At 63.7% G+C, this 22,795-nt stretch carries 15 protein-coding genes; 12 read left to right on the plus strand and 3 right to left on the minus strand.

Annotated elements, in window-relative coordinates:
* Position 1: 1 nt before the first annotated feature.
* Both argS and PMI38_RS09060 read right to left on the minus strand, forming a co-directional pair.
* A complete protein-coding gene (argS, locus tag PMI38_RS09055) occupies positions 2 to 1,738 on the minus strand; it encodes an arginine--tRNA ligase (protein WP_008092994.1) in 1,737 nt (578 codons plus the stop codon).
* 200 nt (positions 1,739 to 1,938) lie between these two features.
* The gene (locus PMI38_RS09060; RefSeq protein ID WP_043273298.1) at positions 1,939 to 4,158 is read right to left on the minus strand and encodes a primosomal protein N'; all 2,220 of its coding nucleotides are present in this window, start codon (positions 4,156 to 4,158) and stop codon (positions 1,939 to 1,941) included.
* 167 nt (positions 4,159 to 4,325) lie between these two features.
* On the opposite strand from PMI38_RS09060, the gene rpmE reads away from it, so the two are divergent.
* The 3 genes from rpmE to PMI38_RS09075 all read left to right on the plus strand — a co-directional run bounded on the left by rpmE (position 4,326) and on the right by PMI38_RS09075 (position 6,814).
* Positions 4,326 to 4,541, plus strand: coding sequence for a 50S ribosomal protein L31 (gene rpmE / locus PMI38_RS09065; RefSeq protein ID WP_008092997.1), 216 nt, complete (start codon positions 4,326 to 4,328; stop codon positions 4,539 to 4,541).
* Between the two features lie 2 nt (positions 4,542 to 4,543).
* Positions 4,544 to 5,365, plus strand: a complete 822-nt coding sequence (locus tag PMI38_RS09070; RefSeq protein WP_008092999.1) for a thermonuclease family protein — start codon at positions 4,544 to 4,546, stop codon at positions 5,363 to 5,365.
* A gap of 180 nt (positions 5,366 to 5,545) precedes the next feature.
* Positions 5,546 to 6,814 (plus strand): malic enzyme-like NAD(P)-binding protein, encoded by a 1,269-nt coding sequence (locus tag PMI38_RS09075; protein ID WP_008093001.1) that lies wholly within the window; start codon positions 5,546 to 5,548, stop codon positions 6,812 to 6,814.
* On the opposite strand, the gene PMI38_RS09080 is transcribed toward PMI38_RS09075, so the two are convergent.
* Positions 6,775 to 9,327: a penicillin-binding protein 1A gene (locus tag PMI38_RS09080; RefSeq protein ID WP_443216387.1), complete on the minus strand. Its 2,553-nt coding sequence runs from the start codon at positions 9,325 to 9,327 to the stop codon at positions 6,775 to 6,777. The genes PMI38_RS09075 and PMI38_RS09080 overlap by 40 nt on opposite strands.
* Positions 9,328 to 9,508: 181 nt before the next feature.
* Between PMI38_RS09080 and pilM the strand changes: the two genes are divergently transcribed.
* The 9 genes from pilM to PMI38_RS09125 all read left to right on the plus strand — a co-directional run bounded on the left by pilM (position 9,509) and on the right by PMI38_RS09125 (position 22,768).
* Positions 9,509 to 10,366 carry a type IV pilus biogenesis protein PilM gene (gene pilM, locus PMI38_RS09085; RefSeq protein WP_008093005.1) on the plus strand — a complete coding sequence of 286 codons (858 nt, stop codon included), beginning with the start codon at positions 9,509 to 9,511 and terminating at the stop codon, positions 10,364 to 10,366.
* Positions 10,363 to 10,899 carry a PilN domain-containing protein gene (locus PMI38_RS09090; protein WP_008093007.1) on the plus strand — a complete coding sequence of 179 codons (537 nt, stop codon included), beginning with the start codon at positions 10,363 to 10,365 and terminating at the stop codon, positions 10,897 to 10,899. Before pilM ends, PMI38_RS09090 begins: the two co-directional genes overlap by 4 nt.
* Complete coding sequence (locus PMI38_RS09095) at positions 10,896 to 11,894, plus strand: pilus assembly protein PilP (RefSeq protein WP_238540178.1); 999 nt, start codon at positions 10,896 to 10,898, stop codon at positions 11,892 to 11,894. The genes PMI38_RS09090 and PMI38_RS09095 overlap by 4 nt, the downstream gene beginning before the upstream one ends.
* Positions 11,845 to 13,092, plus strand: coding sequence for a type IV pilus secretin PilQ (locus tag PMI38_RS09100; protein ID WP_043273296.1), 1,248 nt, complete (start codon positions 11,845 to 11,847; stop codon positions 13,090 to 13,092). The genes PMI38_RS09095 and PMI38_RS09100 overlap by 50 nt, the downstream gene beginning before the upstream one ends.
* Before the next feature lie 4 nt (positions 13,093 to 13,096).
* A complete protein-coding gene (aroK, locus tag PMI38_RS09105) occupies positions 13,097 to 13,615 on the plus strand; it encodes a shikimate kinase AroK (RefSeq protein WP_043273297.1) in 519 nt (172 codons plus the stop codon).
* Positions 13,616 to 13,709: 94 nt separating this feature from the next.
* Positions 13,710 to 14,807 carry a 3-dehydroquinate synthase gene (aroB, locus tag PMI38_RS09110; protein ID WP_008093016.1) on the plus strand — a complete coding sequence of 366 codons (1,098 nt, stop codon included), beginning with the start codon at positions 13,710 to 13,712 and terminating at the stop codon, positions 14,805 to 14,807.
* 15 nt (positions 14,808 to 14,822) lie between these two features.
* Positions 14,823 to 16,424 (plus strand): SPOR domain-containing protein, encoded by a 1,602-nt coding sequence (locus PMI38_RS09115; protein WP_008093017.1) that lies wholly within the window; start codon positions 14,823 to 14,825, stop codon positions 16,422 to 16,424.
* Positions 16,425 to 16,797: 373 nt separating this feature from the next.
* Entirely contained in the window at positions 16,798 to 21,243 is a 4,446-nt protein-coding gene (gene gltB, locus PMI38_RS09120; RefSeq protein ID WP_008093018.1) for a glutamate synthase large subunit, read from the plus strand.
* Positions 21,244 to 21,349: 106 nt separating this feature from the next.
* Positions 21,350 to 22,768 carry an FAD-dependent oxidoreductase gene (locus PMI38_RS09125; RefSeq protein ID WP_008093019.1) on the plus strand — a complete coding sequence of 473 codons (1,419 nt, stop codon included), beginning with the start codon at positions 21,350 to 21,352 and terminating at the stop codon, positions 22,766 to 22,768.
* The last annotated feature ends 27 nt before the right edge of the window (positions 22,769 to 22,795 follow it).

Consider the following 22,795-nt stretch of genomic DNA (forward strand, 5'->3'; position numbering starts at 1 on the left):
CTTACATACGCTCCAGGGTTTCCAGGCCGAGCAGTTCCAGACCTTGCTTGAGGGTACGGCCGGTCAGGGCAGCGAGGCGCAGTCGGCTCTGTTGCTGCTCTGGCGTTTCGGCGGCGAGGATCGGGCAGTTCTCGTAGAAGCTGGAGAACAGGCCGGCCAGGTCGTACAGGTAGCTGCACAGCACGTGCGGCGTGCCCTTTTCGGCCACGTTATTGAGGATTTCGCCGAACTGCGCCAGGCGTGCGGCCAGGTCCTGTTCGTGCGGAGCTTGCAGGACGATGCTGCCCTCGACTTCGTCGAAGCCCTTGCCCAGCTTGCGGAACACGCCGGCCACGCGGGTGTAGGCGTACAGCAGGTAAGGCGCGGTGTTGCCTTCGAAGTTGAGCATCAGTTCGAAGTTGAAGCTGTAGTCGCTGGTGCGGTGCTTGGACAGGTCGGCGTATTTCACCGCGCCGATACCGACCACTTCACCGATGTGGCGCAATTCATCTTCGGCCAGGCTCGGGTTCTTTTCCTTGACCAGGGCGTAGGCACGGTCCTTGGCTTCGGTCAGCAGGTCGATCAGCTTGACGGTGCCGCCGTCACGGGTCTTGAACGGGCGGCCGTCGGCGCCGTTCATGGTGCCGAAGCCCATGTGCTCCATCTGCATCGGGTGGCCGACGAAGCCTGCGCGGCGGGCCACTTCGAACACTTGGTTGAAGTGCAGCGCCTGGCGTTGGTCAACGAAGTACAGGGCGCGGTCGGCCTTGAGCACGTTGCTGCGATAACGCACGGCAGCCAGGTCGGTGGTGGCGTACAGGTAGCCGCCGTCGGCCTTCTGCACGATGACCGGCAACGGCTCGCCTTCGCTGTTCTTGAACTCGTCGAGGAACACGCACTGGGCGCCCTGGTCCTCGACCAGCAGGCCCTTGGCCTTGAGGTCGCTGATCACGTTGGCCAGGTCGTCGTTGTAGGCACTCTCGCCCATCACGTCGGCCATGGTCAGCTTGACGTTGAGCAGCTCGTAGGTCTTCTGGCAGTGGGACAGCGAGATGTCCTTGAAGCGCGTCCACAGCGCCATGCAATCCGGGTCGCCGGCCTGCAGCTTGACCACCAGGCCGCGGGCGCGGGTGGCGAACTCTTCGGATTCGTCGAAGCGCTTCTTGGCCGCGCGGTAGAAGTTCTCCAGGTCCGACAGCTCGTCGCTGGTGATCGGGTTTTCCTGCAGGTAGGCCATCAGCATGCCGAACTGGGTACCCCAGTCACCAACGTGGTTCTGGCGGATGACCTGGTCACCGAGGAATTCCAGTACGCGGGCGACGCTGTCACCGATGATGGTCGAGCGCAGGTGGCCGACGTGCATCTCCTTGGCCAGGTTCGGTGCCGACATGTCGATCACCACCTTTTGCGCAGGGCCGGCCTTGCGTGCGCCCAGGTGGGCGTCGGCGAGGGCGGCGTCGAGGCGGTTGGCCAGGGCGTCGGTGTTCTGGAAGAAGTTCAGGAAGCCGGGGCCGGCGATTTCGACCTTGCTGATGTCGGCACTGGCCGGCAGGGCATTGATCAGTTTTTCGGCCAGGTCACGCGGCTTCATGCCGGCCGGCTTGGCCAGCATCATGGCGATGTTGCTGGCGAAGTCGCCGTGGGTCTTGTCCCGGGCGTTTTCCACCTGGATCGCCGGCGACAGCCCTTCAGGCAGCACACCGTCGGTGACGAGTTGGGTGAGGGCTTGCTGGATCAGCTGGCGAATGGTGTCTTTCATGGGGATCTCTTTTCGACCGCAAGCGCGGTAGGGCGCCTGGATGCGCAGGTGGAAAAACTGGGCATTATCCGTTGCTGGGGCCGGGTTGCCAACCTTTGGCGGTGTTCGATGGCCCTATCGCCGGCAAGTCGGCTCCCACAATGGACGCAGCGCTGCAAATCCCTGTAGGAGCCGGCTTGCCGGCGATAGGGCCAGTGGATTCAGTACAAATCCACCGGGTCCACATCCAACGACCAGCGTACCTGGCGCCCGCTCGGCATTTGTTCCAACACTAGCAACCAGGCGCTGATCAGTCGATGCAAGGGTGCCCGGGTGTTGGCCTGGATCAACAATTGTGCGCGAAAGCGACCGGCCTTGCGCTCCATCGGAGCGGGGACCGGGCCCAACAGTTCGATGCCCGGCAGCTGCTGTTCGGCCACCAGGCGTTCCGCCGCGCTGCAGGCCTCGTCGAGGAAGCCCTCGGCCTGCCCCGGCTTGTGCGCTTCGGCGCGCAGCAAGGCGAGGTGCGAGTAGGGCGGCAGGCCGGCGGCGCGGCGCTCGCCCAGGGCCTGCTCGGCGAAGGCGAAGTAACCCTGCTCGGTCAACTGCACCAGCAGCGGGTGATCGGCCAGGTGGGTCTGGATGATGACCTTGCCCGGCTCCTCGGCACGCCCGGCGCGTCCGGCCACCTGGACGATCAGTTGGGCCATGCGCTCGCTGGCGCGAAAGTCGCCGGAGAACAGCCCGCCGTCGGCATCGAGGATGGCCACCAGGGTAACCCGCGGGAAGTGGTGCCCCTTGGCCAGCATCTGGGTGCCGACGAGGATGCTCGGCTGGCCGCGCTGGATGGTGCTGAACAGGTTGTGCATGGCGTCCTTGCGCGCGGTGCTGTCACGGTCCACGCGCAGGATCGGGTAGTCGGGGAACAGCACCTTCAGACGCTCTTCGGCGCGTTCGGTGCCGGCGCCGACCGGGCGCAAGTCCACATGGTTGCACTTCGGGCACTGGTGCGGCAGGCGTTCGTCATAGCCGCAGTGGTGGCAACGCAGCACGCCGGAGCGCTGGTGCACGGTCATGCGCGCATCGCAACGCGGGCATTCGGACAGCCAGCCACAGTCATGGCACAGCAGGGTCGGGGCGAAACCTCGGCGGTTGAGGAACACCAGCACTTGCTGGCCGGCTTCCAGGGTCAGGCGGATGGCCTGCTGCAGCGGGCCACTGATGCCACTGTCCAGCGGCAAGCTCTTCACATCCAGGCGCAGCATGCGTGGCGGGCGTGCGCCGCCGGCGCGCTGGTTCATGCGCAGCAGGCGGTAGCGGCCGGTCAGGGCATTGTGCAAGGTCTCCAGCGACGGGGTGGCGGAGCCGAGCAGGATCGGGATGTTTTCCTGGTGGGCGCGCACCAGCGCCAGGTCGCGGGCGTGGTAGCGCAGGCCTTCCTGCTGTTTATAGGAGCCGTCGTGCTCTTCGTCGATGATGATCAGGCCGGGGTTCTTCATGGGCGTGAACAGCGCCGAACGCGTGCCGATGATGATGTCGGCCTCGCCGTCACGCGCCGCCAGCCAGGCGTCAAGGCGCTCGCGATCATTCACGGCCGAGTGCAGCAGGGCGATGCGGGCATTGAAGCGCTGCTCGAAGCGCGCCAGGGTCTGCGGGCCGAGGTTGATTTCGGGAATCAGCACCAGTGCCTGCTTGCCGGCCTCGAGGGTTTCGCGGATGAGCTGCAGGTAGACCTCGGTCTTGCCGCTGCCGGTAACGCCCGCCAGGAGGAATGCGCCGAAACCGCCAAAGCCCTCGCGCACCGTGTCGAAGGCTTCGCGTTGCTCCTCGTTGAGCGACAGTTCCGGCTGTGCCAGCCAGTGTTCATGGCGCGCTGCCGGGCGCTGGCGACGAACTTCCACCTGCACCAGCTCCTTGGCCAGCAGCAGGTCGAGGCTGTCCTTGTTCAGGTTGAGCTTGGCCAGCAGGCTGTGGGCTACACCGTGGGGGTGCTGGGCAAGGGTCTTCAGGGCGTCGCGCTGGCGTGGCGCACGGGCGATGCGTGGGTCTTCCAGGCGGGCGCCGGGTGCCACGTGCCAGAAGCGCTCCTGACGCATTTCGGCCGGCTCCCCCTGACGCAGCAGGGTGGGCAGCGCCCAGCTCAGGGTATCGCCGAGGCTGTGCTGATAATACTGGGCGGTCCACAGGCAAAGCTTGAACAGCGCTGCCGGCACCGGTGTGACCGGGTCGAGCAGGGCAATGGCCGGCTTGAGCTTGTCGGCGGGCACTTCGCTCTGTTCGCACACCTCCACCAGCACGCCGATCATCTCGCGGCGGCCGAACGGCACACGGATACGCATGCCAGGCGCCAGGGCCTGGCGCGCCATGCTCGCCGGCGCCCGGTAGTCGAACAGGCGACGCAAGGGGGAGGGCAGGGCAAGGCGCAGGATGACGTCGGACACGCGGAAGATCTCGGAGGGCATTTCAATGACTGGCGAGCCTAGCAGACGACGGTCGGTGCAAGCGACAACTTGCGTTGGCGTGATGCTCTGGTATTATTCCCCGCCTAATTACGTGCGGTATTCAACAATTGGTGTTGGGTGGCGGCACGCAGCTCGAGGAAGTGACCATGAAAGCTGATATTCATCCGAACTACGAAGTAGTTGCAGTCACCTGCAGCTGCGGTAACAAGTTCGAAACGCGTTCGACCCTGGGCAACACCCTGGCGATCGACGTTTGCAACCTGTGCCACCCGTTCTACACCGGTAAGCAGAAAGTCCTGGACACCGGTGGTCGCGTACAGAAGTTCGCCGATCGCTTCGGTATGTTCGGTACCAAGAAGTAATCATGCGCATGGCGAATCCTTCGGGTTTCGCGTTGTTGCTGAAAAAGGCGCCCCTTGTGGGCGCCTTTTTTGTGGGCGCGATCTGGCACATGCCGGTCCAGGCCTTCTGCCCCTTGCCGGACCGGCCGCAGCCGGTGGCGGTGCGCCAGGTGGTGGACGGCGACACACTGCGCCTGAGCGATGGCCGCAGTGTGCGCATGATCGGCATCAATGCCCCGGAAATCGGTCGCAAGGGCCGAACCAGCGAGCCCTATGCCGAGGCGGCCAAGCGGCGCTTGCAGGCGCTGGTTAAGGCCAGCGATGGGCGTGTCGGGTTGGTGCCGGGTAAAGAGGCCAAGGACAAGTACGGCCGCACGTTGGCGCATGTTTACGCCGCTAATGGCGACAATCTCGAAGCGCGGCTGCTGAGCGAGGGGCTGGGTTACCGTGTCGCGGTTGCGCCCAATGTCCGCCTGACGGGTTGCCAGCAAGTCGCCGAGCAGTCGGCGCGCCAGGCGAACCTGGGCCTGTGGCAGCGTGCTGCAGTGCTGCGCGCCGATGATGTCAGGCAGTCGGGCTTCGCGCTGATCTCGGGCAGGATCGGCAGCATCGAACGCAATCGCGCCGGCATCTGGCTGGAACTGGACAACGGCGTGGTGCTGCAGATTCCCGCTCGTCTGCAAGGCAACTTCCCCGCCAGCTTCTTCGATAACCTCAAAGGACGCCAGGTTGAAGCGCGTGGCTGGGTGCTGGATCGTTCCCGCAAGGGTGGGCTCAAGCCAGGGCAGCGACGTTGGCTGTTGCCGTTGACCGATCCAAGCATGCTGGAGCGCGTTTCAGGCTGAAAAGATGTAGACATTTCGCTATTGGATTGTACACACTGTCCATTCCAATGCCCCCGCGGGTTATAGCGTAAAGTCGTAGGCTAAAGGCCTTGACACAAGTGACCGACCAGTCTTGTGGCTCCCCGGCTCTTTGCGTATCCTCGGCGGTCCGTCAGAACAGTAAATAGCGGAATGCCCACCATGTCAGACCTGAAAACCGCCGCTCTCGAATATCACGCTCAACCTCGTCCGGGGAAACTGAGCGTCGAGCTCTCCAAGCCCACCGCCACCGCCCGTGACCTCGCCCTGGCCTACAGCCCAGGTGTTGCTGAGCCCGTGCGCGAAATCGGCCGTGATCCAGAGCTGGCCTACAAATACACCGGCAAGGGCAACCTGGTTGCGGTGATTTCCGATGGCACCGCCATCCTCGGTCTGGGTGACCTCGGCCCACTGGCTTCCAAGCCGGTGATGGAAGGCAAGGGCGTTCTGTTCAAGCGTTTCGCGGGTATCGATGTGTTCGACATCGAAGTGGAATCGGAAAGCCCACAGGCTTTCATCGACACCGTGCGCCGCATTTCCATTACCTTCGGTGGCATCAACCTCGAAGACATCAAGGCGCCAGAGTGCTTCGAAATCGAGCGCACCCTGATCGAGCAGTGCGACATTCCGGTATTCCACGATGACCAGCACGGCACCGCGATCGTTACCGCGGCCGGCATGATCAACGCCCTGGAAATCGCCGGCAAGAAGCTGGAAGAAGCCAAGATCGTCTGCCTGGGTGCCGGCGCTGCCGCCATCTCCTGCATGAAGCTGCTGGTGAGCATGGGTGCCAAGGTCGAGAACATCTTCATGATCGACCGCAGCGGCGTGATCCACGCTGGCCGCGACGACCTGAACCAGTACAAGGCCCAGTTCGCCCACGCCACCGACAAGCGCACCCTGGCCGATGCCCTGGACGGTGCCGATGTGTTCGTTGGCCTGTCCGGCCCGAACCTGCTGAGCCCGGAAGGCCTGAAGTCGATGGCTGCCAACCCGATCGTGTTCGCCTGCTCGAACCCGGACCCGGAAATCTCCCCGGAGCTGGCGCACGCTACCCGCAACGACGTGATCATGGCCACCGGTCGTTCCGACTACCCGAACCAGGTCAACAACGTTCTGGGCTTCCCGTTCATCTTCCGTGGTGCCCTGGACGTTCGCGCCAAGCGCATCAACGAAGAAATGAAGATCGCCGCCGCTATCGCCCTGAAAGACCTGGCCAAGCTGCCGGTGCCGAAGGAAGTGTGCGACGCCTACAACGTCCAGGCCCTGGAATTCGGCCGTGAGTACATCATTCCGAAGCCACTGGACCCACGCCTGATCACCGTCGTTTCCGACGCTGTGGCCAAGGCTGCAATCGAATCCGGCGTAGCTACCCTGCCGTATCCGAAGCACTATCCGCTGAACAATGTGGATGAAGTGTTCAACGGCTGATTGCGGCCGTAGCGACACAAAAAAGCCCCGGCTCGTGAGAGTCGGGGCTTTTTGTTTGCCTGCTGTAATTGTATGGCCAGTACCGGCCCTATCGCCGGCAGCGGGCTGCCCGGTGTCGCGCCATTGCCCAGCTCATCCACCGACGGCGGCGAGTCTTCGGCCTTGAACAGCTCGAAGTAGGCATTCGGCGTGCTTGGCGAAGCCGCGCGGCCACTGATCGGGTCGACGCGCAGACTGAGAATGCCTTCCGGTTCGGCTGGCGGGTGGTTCGGCTTGTCCTTGAGCGCCGCACCCATGAAGCTCATCCAGATCGGCAGCGCCACCGTGCCACCGTACTCACGGCGGCCCAGGGTTTCCGGTTGGTCGAAGCCGACCCACACCGTGGTGACATAGTCGGCGTTGTAACCGGAGAACCAGGCGTCCTTGGATTCGTTGGTGGTGCCGGTCTTGCCTGCCAGGTCGGTACGGCCCAGGGCCAGTGCACGCCGCCCGGTGCCTCGCTTGATCACATCCTGCAGCATGCTGGTGAGGATGTAGCTGGTGCGGCCGTCGATGATTTGCTCGGCTGCTACCGGTACCTGCGGTGCAGGTGCAACCTGGCCATAGGCCGAGGGGGCTTCGCCGGGCAGCGACGCCGTGCTGATCGGCTGTTCCGGTGCCGCCAGGCCGGCGTGGTCTTCGCTGGCTTGTGGCACGCGTGCCGGGTTGGCGGTGAACAGCGTCTCGCCGTTGCGGCTTTCGATACGGTCGATCAGGTAGGGGTTGATCTTGTAGCCGCCGTTGGCAAAGGTGCTCCAGCCCGTGGCGATTTCCATCGGAGTCAGGGTCGCGGTGCCCAGCGCCAGGGACAGGTTTGGCGGCAGGTCCTGCTTGTTGAAGCCGAACTTGGCGATGTAGTCGATGGTACGGCCCACGCCCATGGCCTGCAGCAGGCGAATCGATACCAGGTTGCGCGACTTGTACAGCGCTTCGCGCATGCGGATCGGGCCAAGGAAGGTGTTGGTGTCGTTCTTCGGTCGCCAGACCTTGTCCAGGTACTCGTCGACGAACACGATCGGGGCATCGTTCACCAGGCTCGAAGCGGTATAGCCGCTGTCCAGTGCCGCACTGTAGATGAACGGCTTGAAGCTCGAACCCGGCTGGCGCTTGGCCTGCATGGCGCGGTTGTAGTTGCTCTGCTCGAACGAGAAGCCGCCGACCAGGGCGCGGATAGCACCGTTGTAAGGGTCGAGCGTAACCAGCGCGCTCTGCGCGCCCGGCACCTGGCTGAACTTGAGCTTGCCGTCGTCCAGGCGCTGCAGGCGCACCAGGTCACCGACCTTGGCCACATCCGCCGGCGATTGCGGCGCGCGACCCTGCGAGTTGCTGTTGAGGTACGGGCGGGCCCACTTCATGGTTTCCCAGGCCACGTGCTCTTCCTGGCCGCCACGGGTCAGGACCTGGATCCCGCTCTTGTCGACCTGGGTGACGATTGCCGGCTCCAGGCCGCCGAGGGTGCGCTGCTTGTTCAATTCCTGCAGCCAGGCAGCCTGGGTCTTGCCCGGGAAGCGCGCTTCGGGGCCGCGGTAGCCGTGGCGCTCATCGTAGTCGGAAAGGCCGTTGAGGACCGCCTTGTTGGCCATTTCCTGCATGTCGCTCGGCACCGTCGTGGTCACGCGGAAGCCTTCGGTATAGGCATCGCTGCCATAGCGACCGACCATCTCCGCACGGGCCATTTCGGCGACGTAGGGCGCGTTCACTTCCGGGGTGGGCACGTGATAGCTGGCGTTGAGCGGCTCGGCCAGCGCGGTTTGATAGCTGGCCTCGTCGATCTTGCCGAGCTTGTACATGCGGCCGAGAATCCAGTCACGGCGCTCTTTCGCCCGCACCGGGTTAGCCAGCGGGTTGAAGCGCGAGGGCGCCTTGGGCAGGCCGGCGATCATCGCCATCTGCGCCAGGCTCACGTCGCGGATCGACTTGCCGTAGTAAACCTGCGCGGCGGCGTCGATGCCGTAGGCGCGGTTGCCCAGGTAGATCTTGTTGACGTACAGCTCAAGGATCTCGTCCTTGGTCAGCTCACGTTCGATCTGCAGGGCCAGGAGAATTTCGTTGGTCTTGCGCGAGAAGCTGCGCTCGCTGGTGAGGAAGAAGTTCTTCGCCACCTGCATGGTGATGGTGCTGCCGCCGGTCTGGATGTGACCGGTTTTCACCAGCTGGGTCGCAGCGCGCATCAGGCTGCTTGGATCGACCCCGTAGTGATTGAGGAAATTGTCGTCCTCGGCTGACAGAAGCGCCTGGATGAATTGTGGGGGGATTTCCGCGAAGCGGATCGGCGAGCGGCGCATTTCGCCGAACTCGGCAATCAGCTTGCCGTCGCTGCTGTACACCCTGAGGGGGATCTGCAACTGGATACTTCTGAGCGAATCGACCGACGGCAGGCTGGGGCTAAGATACAGAAACGCACCGCTCACGCCGAGTACGAGCGAGCAAATGACTGCGACGAAAGACCACCAGAAGAACTTCAGCAGGCGTATCAAGGCTTTTGGGTGTCCAGATTGAAGGGTGAATTGCGCACGGGGCCGGCGGACGAAAAACGCTGGGCATTATAAGCATTTTTCGCCTCGCCGGGTGACCGGCCAGGTGGCCCGCTGTACCGCCTGGCCGTCAACGGCTGGCGCTGAGGCGGGTTTTAGGGGCAGCAACGAGGGAACAGCGATGCTTGGACGCTGGGGCAGGGATGCCGGTTCATTGCTGGGGGTGGAAATCACCTCCGATTCGATACACATGCTGCAAGTGCGTCGGCATGGCGGGCGCTGCGAGCGGGTCGCCTGGGCGCTTGAGCCATTCGAGCCGTTCGCTGGAGGGCAGTGGTGGCAGGACCCGGATCGCGTCGAGGCGGCCCTGCGGGGTGCTCATCGGCGCTGTGGCGGCCGCCAGCGTCGGGTTGCGGTGGCGCTGCCTGCCTCGCAGGTGATCTGCAAGCTATGCCAATTACCCGCAAGTCAGACCGCAGCGCAGATGGAGGCTCAATTACTGGCCGACGCCGACACCTTGTTCCCTTTTCCTCTGGACGACCTGGTGATCGATTTCCATGCCATGGGCGCGTCGATGGGGCGATCGGGCTACCGGGATGTCATGGTCGCCGCTTGTCGACAAAGCACATTGCAGCCGCTCGAGGCACTGTTCGAGGCCGCAGGGCTCCAGCTGGATGCCGTGGAAGTCGACAGCATCGCCTTGCGGCGTTTGCTGCCGCGGCCGTGTACAGGCGCTTTGGCGCTGCTACGCCTCGAACCTGACGGGATAACGCTGCATGGCTGGATGCAGGATGGGCTGCCACAGCGGCGCGAATTGCCTGCGCACGCTTCAGTGGAGCGGCTTGCCGAGTGGGTTGCCAACGGTGTGCAGGTGGATGAAGTCCTTGTATGCGGTGCTGCGCTGGGTGAGCACGGTCGGTTAGCTGAACTGAGCCGCCAAATGAAGGTGCCGTGCCGCCCTTTGCCAACGGTGGCCGGGCTCGACTGTAACGATTGCAGCCTGGCTTGCGCGCTGGCGCTGGGAGGGTTGCGCGGATGATGCGTCTGAACCTGATGCCATGGCGTGAACGGCAGCGCCTGGCGGCGTTGCGGCGACTTCGATTGATGCTGCTTGGCGGCATGTTCTTGGGGCTTTGCGCGGTACTGCTCATGGATCAGTTGGTGCGCGAGCGTGCGCAGCGGCAGGCTATCGACAACAGCAACCGCCAAGCCGCCATGGCGGAGCTGGATGCGCAGCTGGAGCAACTGGCGCCTATCAACCGGGCTTATGAGGCGGCGCGGGCGCAAGCTGCGGCGCTGGCTGCCCTGCGGGCAGACCAGGGGCTTGTGACCGGGTTGTTTGCCGACCTGGAGCGGGCATTGCCGGAAGGTATCCAGCTGACAGAGATCAAGCTCGAGCGTTCGCGCTTGCGCCTTGTCGGCCTGGCTGCTTCGGGGGCGGTGGTGGCGCAGTTCATGCGCGAGCTTGAGCACTCCAATGTCCTGCTCGACCTTGCACTCGAGCGCGTGAAAAGCACGGATGAGGGCGATGAGTTTCTGCTGGTGGCACGAATGTCGGCGGCTTGGTCGTGAGCCCGCAGGTCTGGACGCGATGGGTCGAACGCTCGCGAATTTCCGGATCCTGGCTGCCCTTGATCACGGCAGGGGTGGTACTTGCCCTCGGTGCCATGGTTCGCCTACCTGAGTGGCGGCAAATTCAAACGGCTGAGCAGGCAATGCAAGAGGCCTTGGCGCTCGAACTGGCAAGCAAGGCCAGCCAGGTGTCGGGCTTGGGCCAAAGTCGTGCGGCCCTGGACGAGGCCGAGCAACTGCTGCAGAGCGCCCGCTGGGGACTGGCGGCGGGTGATCGCATGAGTGATCTGCTGGAACAGTTGGCGCTCTCGGGGCATGCGCTGGGATTGCAGTTCGAACAGTTGAACGTACTTGAAGAGGTGCATAAGTCTGGATATCGGCAAACCCCTATGGATCTGCAAGTCGTCGGGCGTTATTCGGGGTTGCGTTTATGGCTGGACGACTGGCTTGGGCAAGTTCGCTTGTTGCGTGCCGATGAAATGCATTGGTTCGCCGCCAAAGGCAGGCCCGGTTTTTTAAGACTGCGTCTGCGAGTGAATGCCTACCAGGCCGATGCGCCAGTGCTCGAGCCCGCCTCGTTGGCGCAGATACCCGCCCGGGCACCCGTGCAGGTCGCAGACTTCGATCCCTTTGCTGCCTGGTCAGGGCGAACCTCCCGAAAGGGCTTGGGTGAGATCCCGCTGGCACAGCTGGAAATGGTCGGCAGTTTGTCGCGCAGAGGGGAGCATGAGGCGCTGCTGGCGACTGCCGGAAGGTTGTATCGCGTGCGCCAAGGCGAACGCCTGGGGCGCGATGATGGCGTGGCGGTGCGCATCGACGAGCATCAGGTGGAGGTGCGCGAACGGTTGTTCGTGGCCGGCGAGTGGCGCGAGCGCACCACGTTCTTGGCGCTCAGGAAGGGCGCTGGCAGGGAGGCAAGTGGTCATGAAATGGCTGGCGATAGTGATGGTGGCGATGCTGATACCGGTTCAGCCGGGGCTGGCAGCGTCTTATAAGGGGGAGCCTGTTTCGTTGAATTTCCAGGATGTCGAGGTGCGTTCGGTGCTTCAGGTCCTGGCAGATTATGCAGGCATCAACCTGGTGGCCAGTGACCAGGTGCAAGGCAATATCACCCTGCGTTTGCAAGACGTCCCTTGGGATCAGGCCCTGGCGCTGGTGTTGCGGAGCAAGGGGTTGGCACGGCGAGAGGAAGGCAATGTCTTGCTGATCGCGCCAGCGGGTGAGTTGGCCGAACAATCTCTCGGCGAGTCCTACGGACAGGCCCTCGATGCCCAGTTGCAGCCCTTGCGCCGGGAGTTGATGCCAATCCATCACGCCAATGCCTCGGAGCTGGCGGAGGTATTGCTGGCGACGCTTGCCGACGACGGCATCCTCACCGGTCGCGGTAGCCTGAGTGTCGATGCGCGTACCAATACCTTGCTGGTGCACCAGCCCAAGGATCGTCTCGCCCAGTTGCGGCAACTGATTACGCAACTGGATGTGCCGGTACGGCAGGTGGCGATCGAGGCGCGCATCGTCGAGGCCAATGTCGATTATGAAAAGAGCCTGGGTGTGCGCTGGGGAGGTGCCTTGTATGAACAGGCCGCCCAGTTGGGCAGGGATGTGTTCGTCGATCTGGGCGTGGAGAGGGCCGGCGCTGGGGTAGGCCTGGGCCTGTTGCGTGGGGGCGTACTGCTGGACCTTGAACTCAGTGCCATGGAAAAGAGCGGTAATGGCGAGATCATTTCGCAACCCAAAGTGGTCACGGCAGACAAGGAAACGGCCCGGATCCTCAAGGGCACCGAAGTGCCATATCAGGAAACGAGCAAGAGCGGCGCCACCTCCGTTTCCTTCCGAGAGGCCTCGCTGTCGCTTGAAGTCACCCCGCAGATTACCCCTGACGGCAAGGTGATCATGACGGTCAGGGTGACCAAGGATGAGCCCGACTTCGTCAATGCCCTGAACGACGTGCCGCCGATTCGCAAGAACGAGGTCAATGCCAAGGTCCGTGTGGCGGATGGGGAAACCATCGTCATTGGAGGCGTGTACTCGACCTCGCAAAACAATGTGGTCGACAAGGTGCCATTTTTCGGCGATCTGCCGTATGTTGGGCGGCTGTTTCGACGCGATGCATTACAAGAGAAAAAATCCGAGCTGCTGGTCTTCCTGACTCCGCGTATCATGAGTGACCAGGCGATTGCTGTGAGTCGTTGATTCTGTGCGAAATTTGATACTTGTAGGGCCCATGGGCGCTGGAAAGAGCACCATCGGGCGCCTGTTGGCCAAAGAGCTGCGCCTGCTGTTCAAAGATTCCGACAAGGAAATCGAACTGCGAACCGGCGCCAACATTCCGTGGATCTTCGATAAAGAAGGCGAACCGGGCTTCCGTGACCGTGAGCAAGCGATGATCGCCGAGCTCTGCGCGCTCGATGGCGTGGTCGTGGCGACCGGTGGCGGCGCAGTCATGCGCGCGGAAAACCGCCAGGCGCTGCATGCGGGCGGACGGGTCATTTACCTGCATGCTTCGGTGGAGCAGCAGGTCGGGCGCACCGCGCGCGATCGCAACCGCCCGTTGCTGCGCACCGCCAACCCGGAGGCGACCCTGCGCGCCCTGCTGGAAGCGCGCGACCCGCTCTACCGTGAGATCGCCGACCTGGTGGTGGAAACCGACGAACGGCCGCCGCGCATGGTGGTGCTCGATATTCTCGAACGCTTGCAGCAGTTGCCGCCCCGCTAAGCCGGGACTATTCTCGGCCAGCGCCGAGGCGAGGTTCAACGTTACCGCGCGGGTCGCATCAATGACGCCGCGCCCAAGTACATTGTGGGGATACATGCAGACACTAAAGGTCGACCTGGGCGAGCGCAGCTACCCGATCTACATTGGCGAAGGCTTGCTGGACCAACCCGAACTGCTGGCGCCGCACATCGCCGGGCGGCAGGTTGCCATCGTTTCCAATGAAACCGTCGCGCCTCTGTATCTCGAACGCCTGAGCAAGACCCTGGGTGCCTATTCGGTGCTGCCCGTGATCCTCCCGGATGGCGAGGCCTACAAGAACTGGGAGACCCTGCAGCTGATCTTCGACGGCCTGCTCACCGCACGGCATGACCGCCGTACCACCGTGGTCGCCCTCGGTGGCGGGGTGATCGGTGACATGGCGGGCTTCGCAGCGGCCTGTTACCAGCGTGGTGTCGATTTCATTCAAGTGCCCACCACCCTGTTGTCCCAGGTCGATTCCTCGGTCGGCGGCAAGACCGGCATCAACCACCCGCTGGGCAAGAACATGGTCGGTGCGTTCTATCAGCCCAACGCGGTGCTGATCGATACCACCTCCCTCAAGACCCTGCCCCAGCGCGAGCTGTCGGCTGGCCTGGCCGAAGTGATCAAGTACGGCCTGATCTGCGACGAGCCGTTCCTCGGCTGGCTCGAAGACAACATGCAAGCCCTGCGCACCCTGGAGCCTGCGGCCCTGACCGAAGCGATCCGCCGCTCATGCGCGGCCAAGGCCGCCGTGGTCGGCGCCGATGAGCGCGAATCCGGCGTGCGGGCGACCCTGAACCTTGGGCATACCTTCGGGCATGCCATCGAAACGCACATGGGCTACGGTGTCTGGTTGCACGGCGAAGCCGTGGCAGCGGGCACGGTGATGGCCCTGGAGATGTCAATGCGCCTGGGCTGGATCGACCAGCCCGCGCGCGATCGAGCAATCCGCCTGTTGCAGGACGCAGGTTTGCCGGTGGTGCCACCACAGGAAATGACCCCGGCGCATTTCATGGAGCATATGGCGGTCGACAAAAAGGTGCTCGACGGTCGCCTGCGGCTGGTGCTGTTGCGCCGGCTGGGCGAAGCCGTGATCACCGACGACTATCCGAAAGAGATTCTTCAGGCCACGCTGTCGGCGGATTACCGCGCGATCGTGGCCCAGCTTTGAGGTTGTGACAGCGCAATGACCAGTTTGCATGCCGATGAGGCGTTTCTCGACCATTTCCAGTTGAGCCACGATCCGTTCGCGCCGCGCGTGCCCGGTTTCAAGTTCTTCCCCGCCCAGCGCAAGCCTGTGCTCGGTCAGTTGCATCACCTGGCCCGTTACAGCCAGCTGATGCTGGTGGTCACAGGCCCCGTAGGCAGCGGCAAGACCCTGCTGCGCCAGGCCTTGGTGGCCAGCACCAACAAGCAGTCGGTGCAGAGCGTGGTGGTATCCGCCCGTGGCGCCAGCGATGCTGCCAGTGTACTGGGGCAGGTTGCCCAGTCGCTGGAAGTGGCCCAGCCCGAGGTTCAGGCCATTCTGTCCAAGGTGGTGCAGCTTGCCCTGACCGGACAGGAAGTCTATTTGCTGGTGGACGATGCGGAACAACTCGACGAGTCGGCACTCCAAGCGTTGCTGGAGCTGGCAGCTGGCGTCCCGGAGGGGCGCCCGCACGTGTTCCTGTTCGGCGAGCCGTCGCTGATTGCCGGGTTGGACGAGATCCATGTCGAGGAAGAGCGCTTCCATGTCATCGAACTCGCCCCCTACAGCGAGGAAGAGACCCGCGAGTACCTTGAGCAGCGCCTGGAAGGCGCCGGCCGGGGCATCGAGGTGTTCACCCATGAGCAGCTCGTCGATATCCATGAAAACTCCGACGGTTGGCCTGGCAACATCAACCAGGTCGCCCGCGATACCTTGATCGAAGCCATGATCGCCAGCCGCACCGCGGTCAAGCGACCATCCATGGGGTTCAAAATGCCTAAGAAACACGTGCTCGCGCTGTCCGCTGTCGTCGTGGTCGCTGTTGGTGCCGCGGTGCTCATGCCCAAGAAAGGCGACAAGGCTCCTGAGGCACCCGCGGCCCAGGCCCAGTTGCCATTGGGTGACAAATCGAACAACCCCGCCATCGAGTTCTCCGGCTCGTCGCAGCCGATGCCGCTGCCGCTGGTTGGCCAATCGCAGCCGGTGATGCGTGAGCCCCTGGCTCAGGCAGCTGGCATGGGCGACGGCGAGGAGGGCGGCCCAGCCGACAATACCGCGCTGCAGCCTGGCAACCCGCCGCCGACCGTGACCACCACCGCACCACCGCAAGGCGTTGCTGCGGGTCCGGCGCCGACGATGGCCCAGGCGACCCCTGTGGCACCGTCACAGCCGGTTGCGCCTGCGCAAAAGCCTGTCGCAACCCAGCCGGCCAAGCCGGTTGCCCCTGCCAAGCCGACCCCGGCGCCGACCCAGGTCGCCACGGCCAAGCCCGCCGCCAAGCCTGCTGAAAAACCGGCAGCCGGTGGCAGTGCCAGCGGTGGCTGGTACGCAGGCCAGAAGCCTGGCAACTATGTGGTGCAGATCCTCGGCACCAGCTCCGAGGCCTCGGCCCAGGCCTTCGTCAAGGCGCAGGGTGGCGACTATCGCTACTTCAAGAAAAACCTGCAGGGCAAGCCGCTGTACGTGGTCACCTATGGCAGCTTCGCCAACCGCGACGCAGCGGTAGCTGCAATCAAGAACTTGCCAGCGAAGGTCCAGGCTGGTAAACCTTGGCCACGTACCGTCGCCAGCGTCCAACAAGAGCTGGCCTCGGCCCGCTGATACCTTCCGGGCGGCATCACCCCGCCGCCCAGTTGCTGAGCGATTACTGACTTTCGTCTAGCCTGCTGCGCCTGAGCGCGGCAGGCTTTTCTGTCCCAGGCTGCCGGCCACAAGCCCTTCTTGCAGTCATGGCTGAAACGCTTCAGACTCGAGCCGAGCCGCTATCACGGCGCATGGCGCAAAAACATTCAAAAATGCGACATAAATTTTCAATGGTGAGACATGAAAATTTGTGAGTATCGCTGTCGCTGTGCAACAATGGTTTTCCATGGCCACCGCAAAAAAGCTGGCATTTGATCGGCGTGGATGGTAAGTGGTTGTACTAAAAAGAGATTTGCCTCCGTTGAGAGGTGAACCTGGTGAGAAAGTGTCTATGAAAACAGGTCTGTACCATCCCGAAGAATTCAAGGACAACTGTGGCTTTGGCCTGATCGCCCATATGACGGGCGAACCGAGCCACCACCTTCTGCAAACCGCCATGCAGGCGCTGACCTGCATGACCCACCGCGGCGGGATCAACGCCGACGGCAAGACCGGTGACGGTTGCGGTCTGCTCATGCAGAAGCCCGATCAATTCCTGCGTGCCGTGGCCCAGGAGCACTTCGCCGTCGAGCTGCCCAAGCAGTACGCCGTCGGCATGGTGTTCTTCAACCAGGACCCGGTAAAAGCCGAAGCCGCGCGGGCCAACATGGACCGCGAAATCGTCAACGCCGGCCTTACGCTGGTGGGCTGGCGCAAAGTCCCGATCGACACCAGCGTGCTGGGCCGCCTGGCCCTGGAGCGTCTGCCGCAGATCGAGCAGGTGTTCATCGGCGGTGAAGGCCTGAGCGATCAGGAATTCGCGATCAAGCTGTTCAGTGCCCGTCGTCGCTCGTCCGTGGCCAACGCCCATGACGCCGACCACTACATCTGCAGCTTCTCGCACAAGACCATCATCTATAAAGGCCTGATGATGCCGCGCGATCTCGCGGCCTTCTATCCAGACCTGGATGACGAGCGCCTGCAAACCGCGATCTGCGTGTTCCACCAGCGCTTCTCCACCAACACCCTGCCGAAGTGGCCGCTGGCGCAGCCCTTCCGCTTCCTCGCCCACAACGGCGAGATCAACACCATCACCGGCAACCGCAACTGGGCCATGGCCCGTCGCACCAAGTTCGCCAACGACCTGATCCCCGACCTCGAAGAGCTCGGCCCGCTGGTCAACCGTGTCGGCTCCGACTCTTCGAGCATGGACAACATGCTGGAGCTGATGGTCACCGGCGGCATCGACCTGTTCCGTGGCGTGCGCATGCTGGTACCGCCAGCCTGGCAGAACGTCGAGACCATGGACGCCGACCTGCGCGCCTTCTACGAATACAACTCCATGCACATGGAGCCGTGGGACGGCCCGGCCGGTATCGTCATGACCGAAGGCCGCCATGCGGTGTGCCTGCTCGACCGCAACGGCCTGCGCCCGGCACGCTGGGTGACCACCACCAATGGCTACATCACCATCGCCTCGGAAATCGGCGTGTGGGGCTACCAGCCTGAGGACGTCCTGGCCAAGGGCCGAGTCGGCCCAGGCCAGATTCTTGCCGTGGACACCGAGACCGGCCAGATCCTCGACACCGATGCCATCGACGACCGTCTCAAGTCGCGCCACCCGTACAAGCGTTGGCTGCGTCAGCATGCCCTGCGCATCCAGGCGACCTTGACCGACGACCAGGGCGCGGCCAGCTACGACACTGACCAGCTCAAGCAATACATGAAAATGTTCCAGGTCACCTTCGAAGAGCGTGACCAGGTGCTGCGTCCGCTCGGCGAGCAGGGCCAGGAGGCGGTAGGTTCGATGGGTGACGACACGCCGATGGCCGTGTTGTCCCAGCGCGTGCGTTCGCCATACGACTTCTTCCGCCAGCAGTTCGCCCAGGTCACCAACCCGCCGATCGACCCGCTGCGCGAAGCGATCGTAATGTCGCTGGAAATCTGCCTGGGCGCCGAGCGCAACATCTTCCAGGAATCCCCGGAGCATGCCTCCCGGGTAATCCTCAGCTCGCCGGTCATCTCGCCCGCCAAATGGCGCTCGCTGATGAACCTGGAGCGCGAAGGCTTCGACCGCCAACTGATCGACCTCAACTATGAAGAGAGCGTCGGCCTGGAAGCGGCCATCCGCAACATTGCCGACCAGGCCGAAGAAGCGGTGCGCAGCGGCAAGACCCAGCTGGTGCTGAGCGACCGCTACATCGCCCCGGGCAAACTGCCGGTGCACGCCTCGCTCGCCGTCGGCGCGGTACACCACCGCCTGACCGAGCAGGGCCTGCGCTGCGACAGCAACATCCTGGTGGAAACCGCCACCGCCCGTGACCCGCACCACTTCGCCGTGCTGCTGGGCTTCGGCGCCTCGGCCGTGTACCCGTACCTGGCGTATGAAGTGCTGGCCGACCTGATCCGCACCGGCGAAGTGCTGGGCGACCTGGACGAAGTCTTCAAGTACTACCGCAAGGGCATCTCCAAAGGCTTGCTGAAGATCCTGTCGAAGATGGGTATCTCCACCATCGCCTCGTACCGTGGCGCCCAGCTGTTTGAAGCCGTGGGCCTGGCCGAGGAAGTGGTCGGCCTGAGCTTCAAGGGCGTGTCCAGCCGCATCAAGGGTGCGCGCTTCGTCGACCTGGAAGGCGACCAGAAGCTGCTCGCCGCCGAAGCCTGGAGCGCGCGCAAGCCGATCCAGCAAGGTGGCCTGCTGAAGTTCGTCCACGGTGGCGAATACCACGCCTACAACCCGGATGTGGTCAACACCCTGCAGGCTGCCGTGCAGCAGGGCGACTATGCCAAGTTCAAGGAATACACCACGCTGGTCGACCAGCGCCCGGTGTCGATGATCCGCGACCTGCTGAAAGTGAAAGTGGCCGACCAGGCCCTGCCGCTGGATCAGATCGAACCGCTGGACGCGATCCTCAAGCGCTTCGACTCCGCCGGTATCTCGCTGGGCGCACTGTCGCCAGAAGCCCACGAAGCCCTGGCCGAGGCCATGAACCGCCTGGGCGCGCGCTCCAACTCCGGTGAGGGCGGTGAAGACCCGTCCCGTTACGGCACCCTCCGCAGCTCCAAGATCAAGCAGGTGGCCACCGGCCGCTTCGGTGTCACCCCGGAATACCTGGTCAACGCCGAAGTGCTGCAGATCAAGGTTGCCCAGGGCGCCAAGCCCGGCGAAGGCGGGCAGCTGCCAGGCGGCAAGGTCAACGGCCTGATCGCCAAGCTGCGCTATGCAGTGCCGGGCGTGACCCTGATCTCGCCGCCGCCGCACCACGACATCTACTCGATCGAAGACCTGGCCCAGCTGATCTACGACCTCAAGCAGGTCAACCCGCAGGCCCTGGTATCGGTCAAGCTGGTTGCCGAGGCAGGCGTTGGCACCATCGCCGCTGGCGTGGCCAAGGCCTATGCCGACCTGATCACCATTTCCGGCTACGACGGCGGCACCGGCGCTTCGCCGCTGACCTCGATCAAGTACGCCGGTGCCCCATGGGAACTGGGCCTGGCCGAAACCCACCAGACCCTGCGCGGCAACGACCTGCGCGGCAAGGTGCGGGTACAGACCGACGGCGGCCTGAAAACCGGCCTGGACGTGATCAAGGCGGCCATCCTCGGCGCCGAGAGCTTCGGCTTCGGCACCGCACCGATGATCGCACTGGGCTGCAAGTACCTGCGCATCTGCCACCTGAACAACTGCGCCACCGGCGTGGCCACCCAGAACGACAAGCTGCGCAAGGATCACTACATCGGCACCGTCGACATGGTGATCAACTTCTTCACCTTCGTCGCCGAAGAGACCCGTGAGTGGCTGGCCAAGCTGGGCGTGCGCAGCCTCGGCGAGCTGATCGGCCGCACCGACCTGCTCGACGTGCTGCCAGGCGACACCGAGCGCCAGCATCACCTGGACCTGACTCCGCTGCTGGGCAGCTCGCACATTCCGGCCGACAAGCCGCAGTTCTGCGAAGTCGACAAGAACCCGCCGTTCGACAAGGGCGAACTGGCCGAGAAGATGGTCGACATGGCCCTGCCGGCCATCCGTGACCAGGCCGGTGGCGAGTACGCGCTCGACATCTGCAACTGCGACCGTTCCATTGGTGCCCGCATCTCTGGCGAAATCGCCAAGCTGTACGGCAACCAGGGCATGGCCGACAAGCCGATCACCTTCCGCTTCAAGGGCACTGCAGGGCAAAGCTTCGGCGTGTGGAACGCCGGCGGCCTGAACCTGCACCTGGAAGGCGATGCCAACGACTACGTCGGCAAAGGCATGACCGGTGGCAAGGTCACCATCGTGCCGCCTGCCGGCAGCCCGTTCAAAACCCAGCTCAGCGCCATCGTCGGCAACACCTGCCTGTATGGCGCCACGGGCGGCAAGCTGTTCGCTGCCGGCACCGCGGGCGAGCGCTTCGCTGTGCGTAACTCCGGCGCCCACGCGGTCGTCGAGGGGACTGGCGATCACTGCTGTGAATACATGACCGGTGGCTTTGTCTGCGTTCTGGGCAAGACCGGTTACAACTTCGGTTCTGGCATGACTGGCGGCTTCGCCTACGTGCTCGACATGGACAACTCCTTCGTCGACAAACTCAACCACGAGCTGGTGGAAATCCAGCGCATCAGTGGTGAGGCGATGGAGGCCTACCGCAGCCACTTGGCGCGGGTCCTTGCCGAGTACGTGGAGGAGACTGGCAGCGAGTGGGGGCGTGAGCTCTCGGAGAACCTGGACGACTACGTGCGGCGCTTCTGGCTGGTCAAGCCGAAGGCGGCCAACCTCAAGCAACTGCTGTCCAGCACCCGTGCCAACCCGCAGTAACAACAGCTGCAAGTGACGGCCCCGTGCGCGGGGCCCGTCGTGCTCAAGTGATCGTCTTGCAGCTTGCAGCCCAAGGCTGGCAACTGCGGTAAAGAGGTTTTGAAAAATGGCTGAACGTCTGAACAACGACTTCCAGTTCATCGAAGTGGGCCGCAAGGACCCGAAGAAAAAGCTCCTGCGCCAGCGCAAGAAGGAGTTCGTGGAAATCTACGAACCCTTCAAGCCGCAGCAATCCGTGGAGCAGGCGCACCGCTGCCTGGGCTGCGGTAACCCGTACTGCGAATGGAAGTGCCCGGTGCACAACTTCATCCCCAACTGGTTGAAGCTGGTCTCCGAAGGCAACATCCTGGCGGCGGCGGAGCTTTCGCACCAGACCAACACCCTGCCGGAAGTGTGCGGCCGCGTGTGTCCGCAGGACCGTCTGTGCGAGGGTGCCTGCACCCTGAACGACGGCTTCGGCGCGGTGACCATCGGCTCGGTGGAGAAGTACATCACCGACACCGCGTTCGCCATGGGCTGGCGTCCGGACATGTCCAAGGTCAAGCCGACCGGCAAGCGCGTCGCGATCATCGGTGCAGGTCCTGCGGGCCTGGGCTGTGCCGACGTGCTGGTGCGCGCTGGCGTGACCCCGGTGGTGTTCGACCGCAACCCGGAAATCGGTGGCCTGCTGACCTTCGGCATCCCTGAGTTCAAGCTGGAAAAGACCGTGCTGAGCAATCGCCGCGAAGTCTTCACCGGCATGGGCATCGAGTTCCGCCTGAACACCGAGGTGGGCAAGGACATCACCCTGGAGCAGCTGCTCGCCGAGTACGACGCCGTGTTCATGGGCATGGGCACCTACACCTACATGAAAGGTGGCTTCCCGGGTGAAGACCTGCCGGGCGTGCATGACGCGCTGGATTTCCTGATCGCCAACGTCAACCGCAACCTGGGCTTCGAGAAGTCGCCGGAAGATTTCGTCGACATGCAGGGCAAGAAGGTGGTGGTACTGGGCGGTGGCGACACCGCGATGGACTGCAACCGCACCTCCATCCGTCAGGGCGCCAAGGCGGTGACCTGCGCCTACCGTCGTGACGAAGCCAACATGCCGGGCTCGCGCAAAGAGGTGAAGAACGCCAAGGAAGAGGGCGTGAAGTTCCTCTACAACCGCCAGCCTATCGCCATTGTCGGCGAGGACAAGGTCGAAGGCGTGAAGGTGGTCGAGACCCGTCTCGGCGAGCCGGACGCCCGTGGCCGTCGCAGCCCCGAGCCGATTCCAGGGTCTGAAGAGATCCTGCCGGCCGATGCCGTGGTGATCGCCTTCGGCTTCCGCCCGAGCCCGGCGCCGTGGTTCGAGCAGCATGGCATCCAGATGGACAGCCAGGGCCGTGTGGTGGCGCCGGAGAAGGGCAAGTTCAAGCACCAGACCAGCAACCCGAAAGTCTTCGCCGGTGGCGATATGGTGCGCGGTTCGGACCTGGTGGTGACCGCCATTTTCGAAGGGCGTACCGCTGCCGAAGGCATCCTGGACTATCTGGAAGTCTGATTTTGGCTGAACCGGCCTCATCGCCGG

It is taken from the genome of Pseudomonas sp. GM84, from assembly GCF_000282535.1.
GTDB lineage: Bacteria > Pseudomonadota > Gammaproteobacteria > Pseudomonadales > Pseudomonadaceae > Aquipseudomonas.

Bases quoted from the DNA above. Each gene is read 5' to 3' on its own strand.
- argS (WP_008092994.1), bottom strand. From the start codon at position 1,738: ATGAAAGACACCATTCGCCAGCTGATCCAGCAAGCCCTCACCCAACTC.
- rpmE (WP_008092997.1), top strand. From the start codon at position 4,326: ATGAAAGCTGATATTCATCCGAACTACGAAGTAGTTGCAGTCACCTGC.
- PMI38_RS09070 (WP_008092999.1), top strand. From the start codon at position 4,544: ATGCGCATGGCGAATCCTTCGGGTTTCGCGTTGTTGCTGAAAAAGGCG.
- PMI38_RS09075 (WP_008093001.1), top strand. From the start codon at position 5,546: ATGTCAGACCTGAAAACCGCCGCTCTCGAATATCACGCTCAACCTCGT.
- pilM (WP_008093005.1), top strand. From the start codon at position 9,509: ATGCTTGGACGCTGGGGCAGGGATGCCGGTTCATTGCTGGGGGTGGAA.
- PMI38_RS09090 (WP_008093007.1), top strand. From the start codon at position 10,363: ATGATGCGTCTGAACCTGATGCCATGGCGTGAACGGCAGCGCCTGGCG.
- PMI38_RS09100 (WP_043273296.1), top strand. From the start codon at position 11,845: ATGGTGGCGATGCTGATACCGGTTCAGCCGGGGCTGGCAGCGTCTTAT.
- aroB (WP_008093016.1), top strand. From the start codon at position 13,710: ATGCAGACACTAAAGGTCGACCTGGGCGAGCGCAGCTACCCGATCTAC.
- PMI38_RS09115 (WP_008093017.1), top strand. From the start codon at position 14,823: ATGACCAGTTTGCATGCCGATGAGGCGTTTCTCGACCATTTCCAGTTG.
- gltB (WP_008093018.1), top strand. From the start codon at position 16,798: ATGAAAACAGGTCTGTACCATCCCGAAGAATTCAAGGACAACTGTGGC.
- PMI38_RS09125 (WP_008093019.1), top strand. From the start codon at position 21,350: ATGGCTGAACGTCTGAACAACGACTTCCAGTTCATCGAAGTGGGCCGC.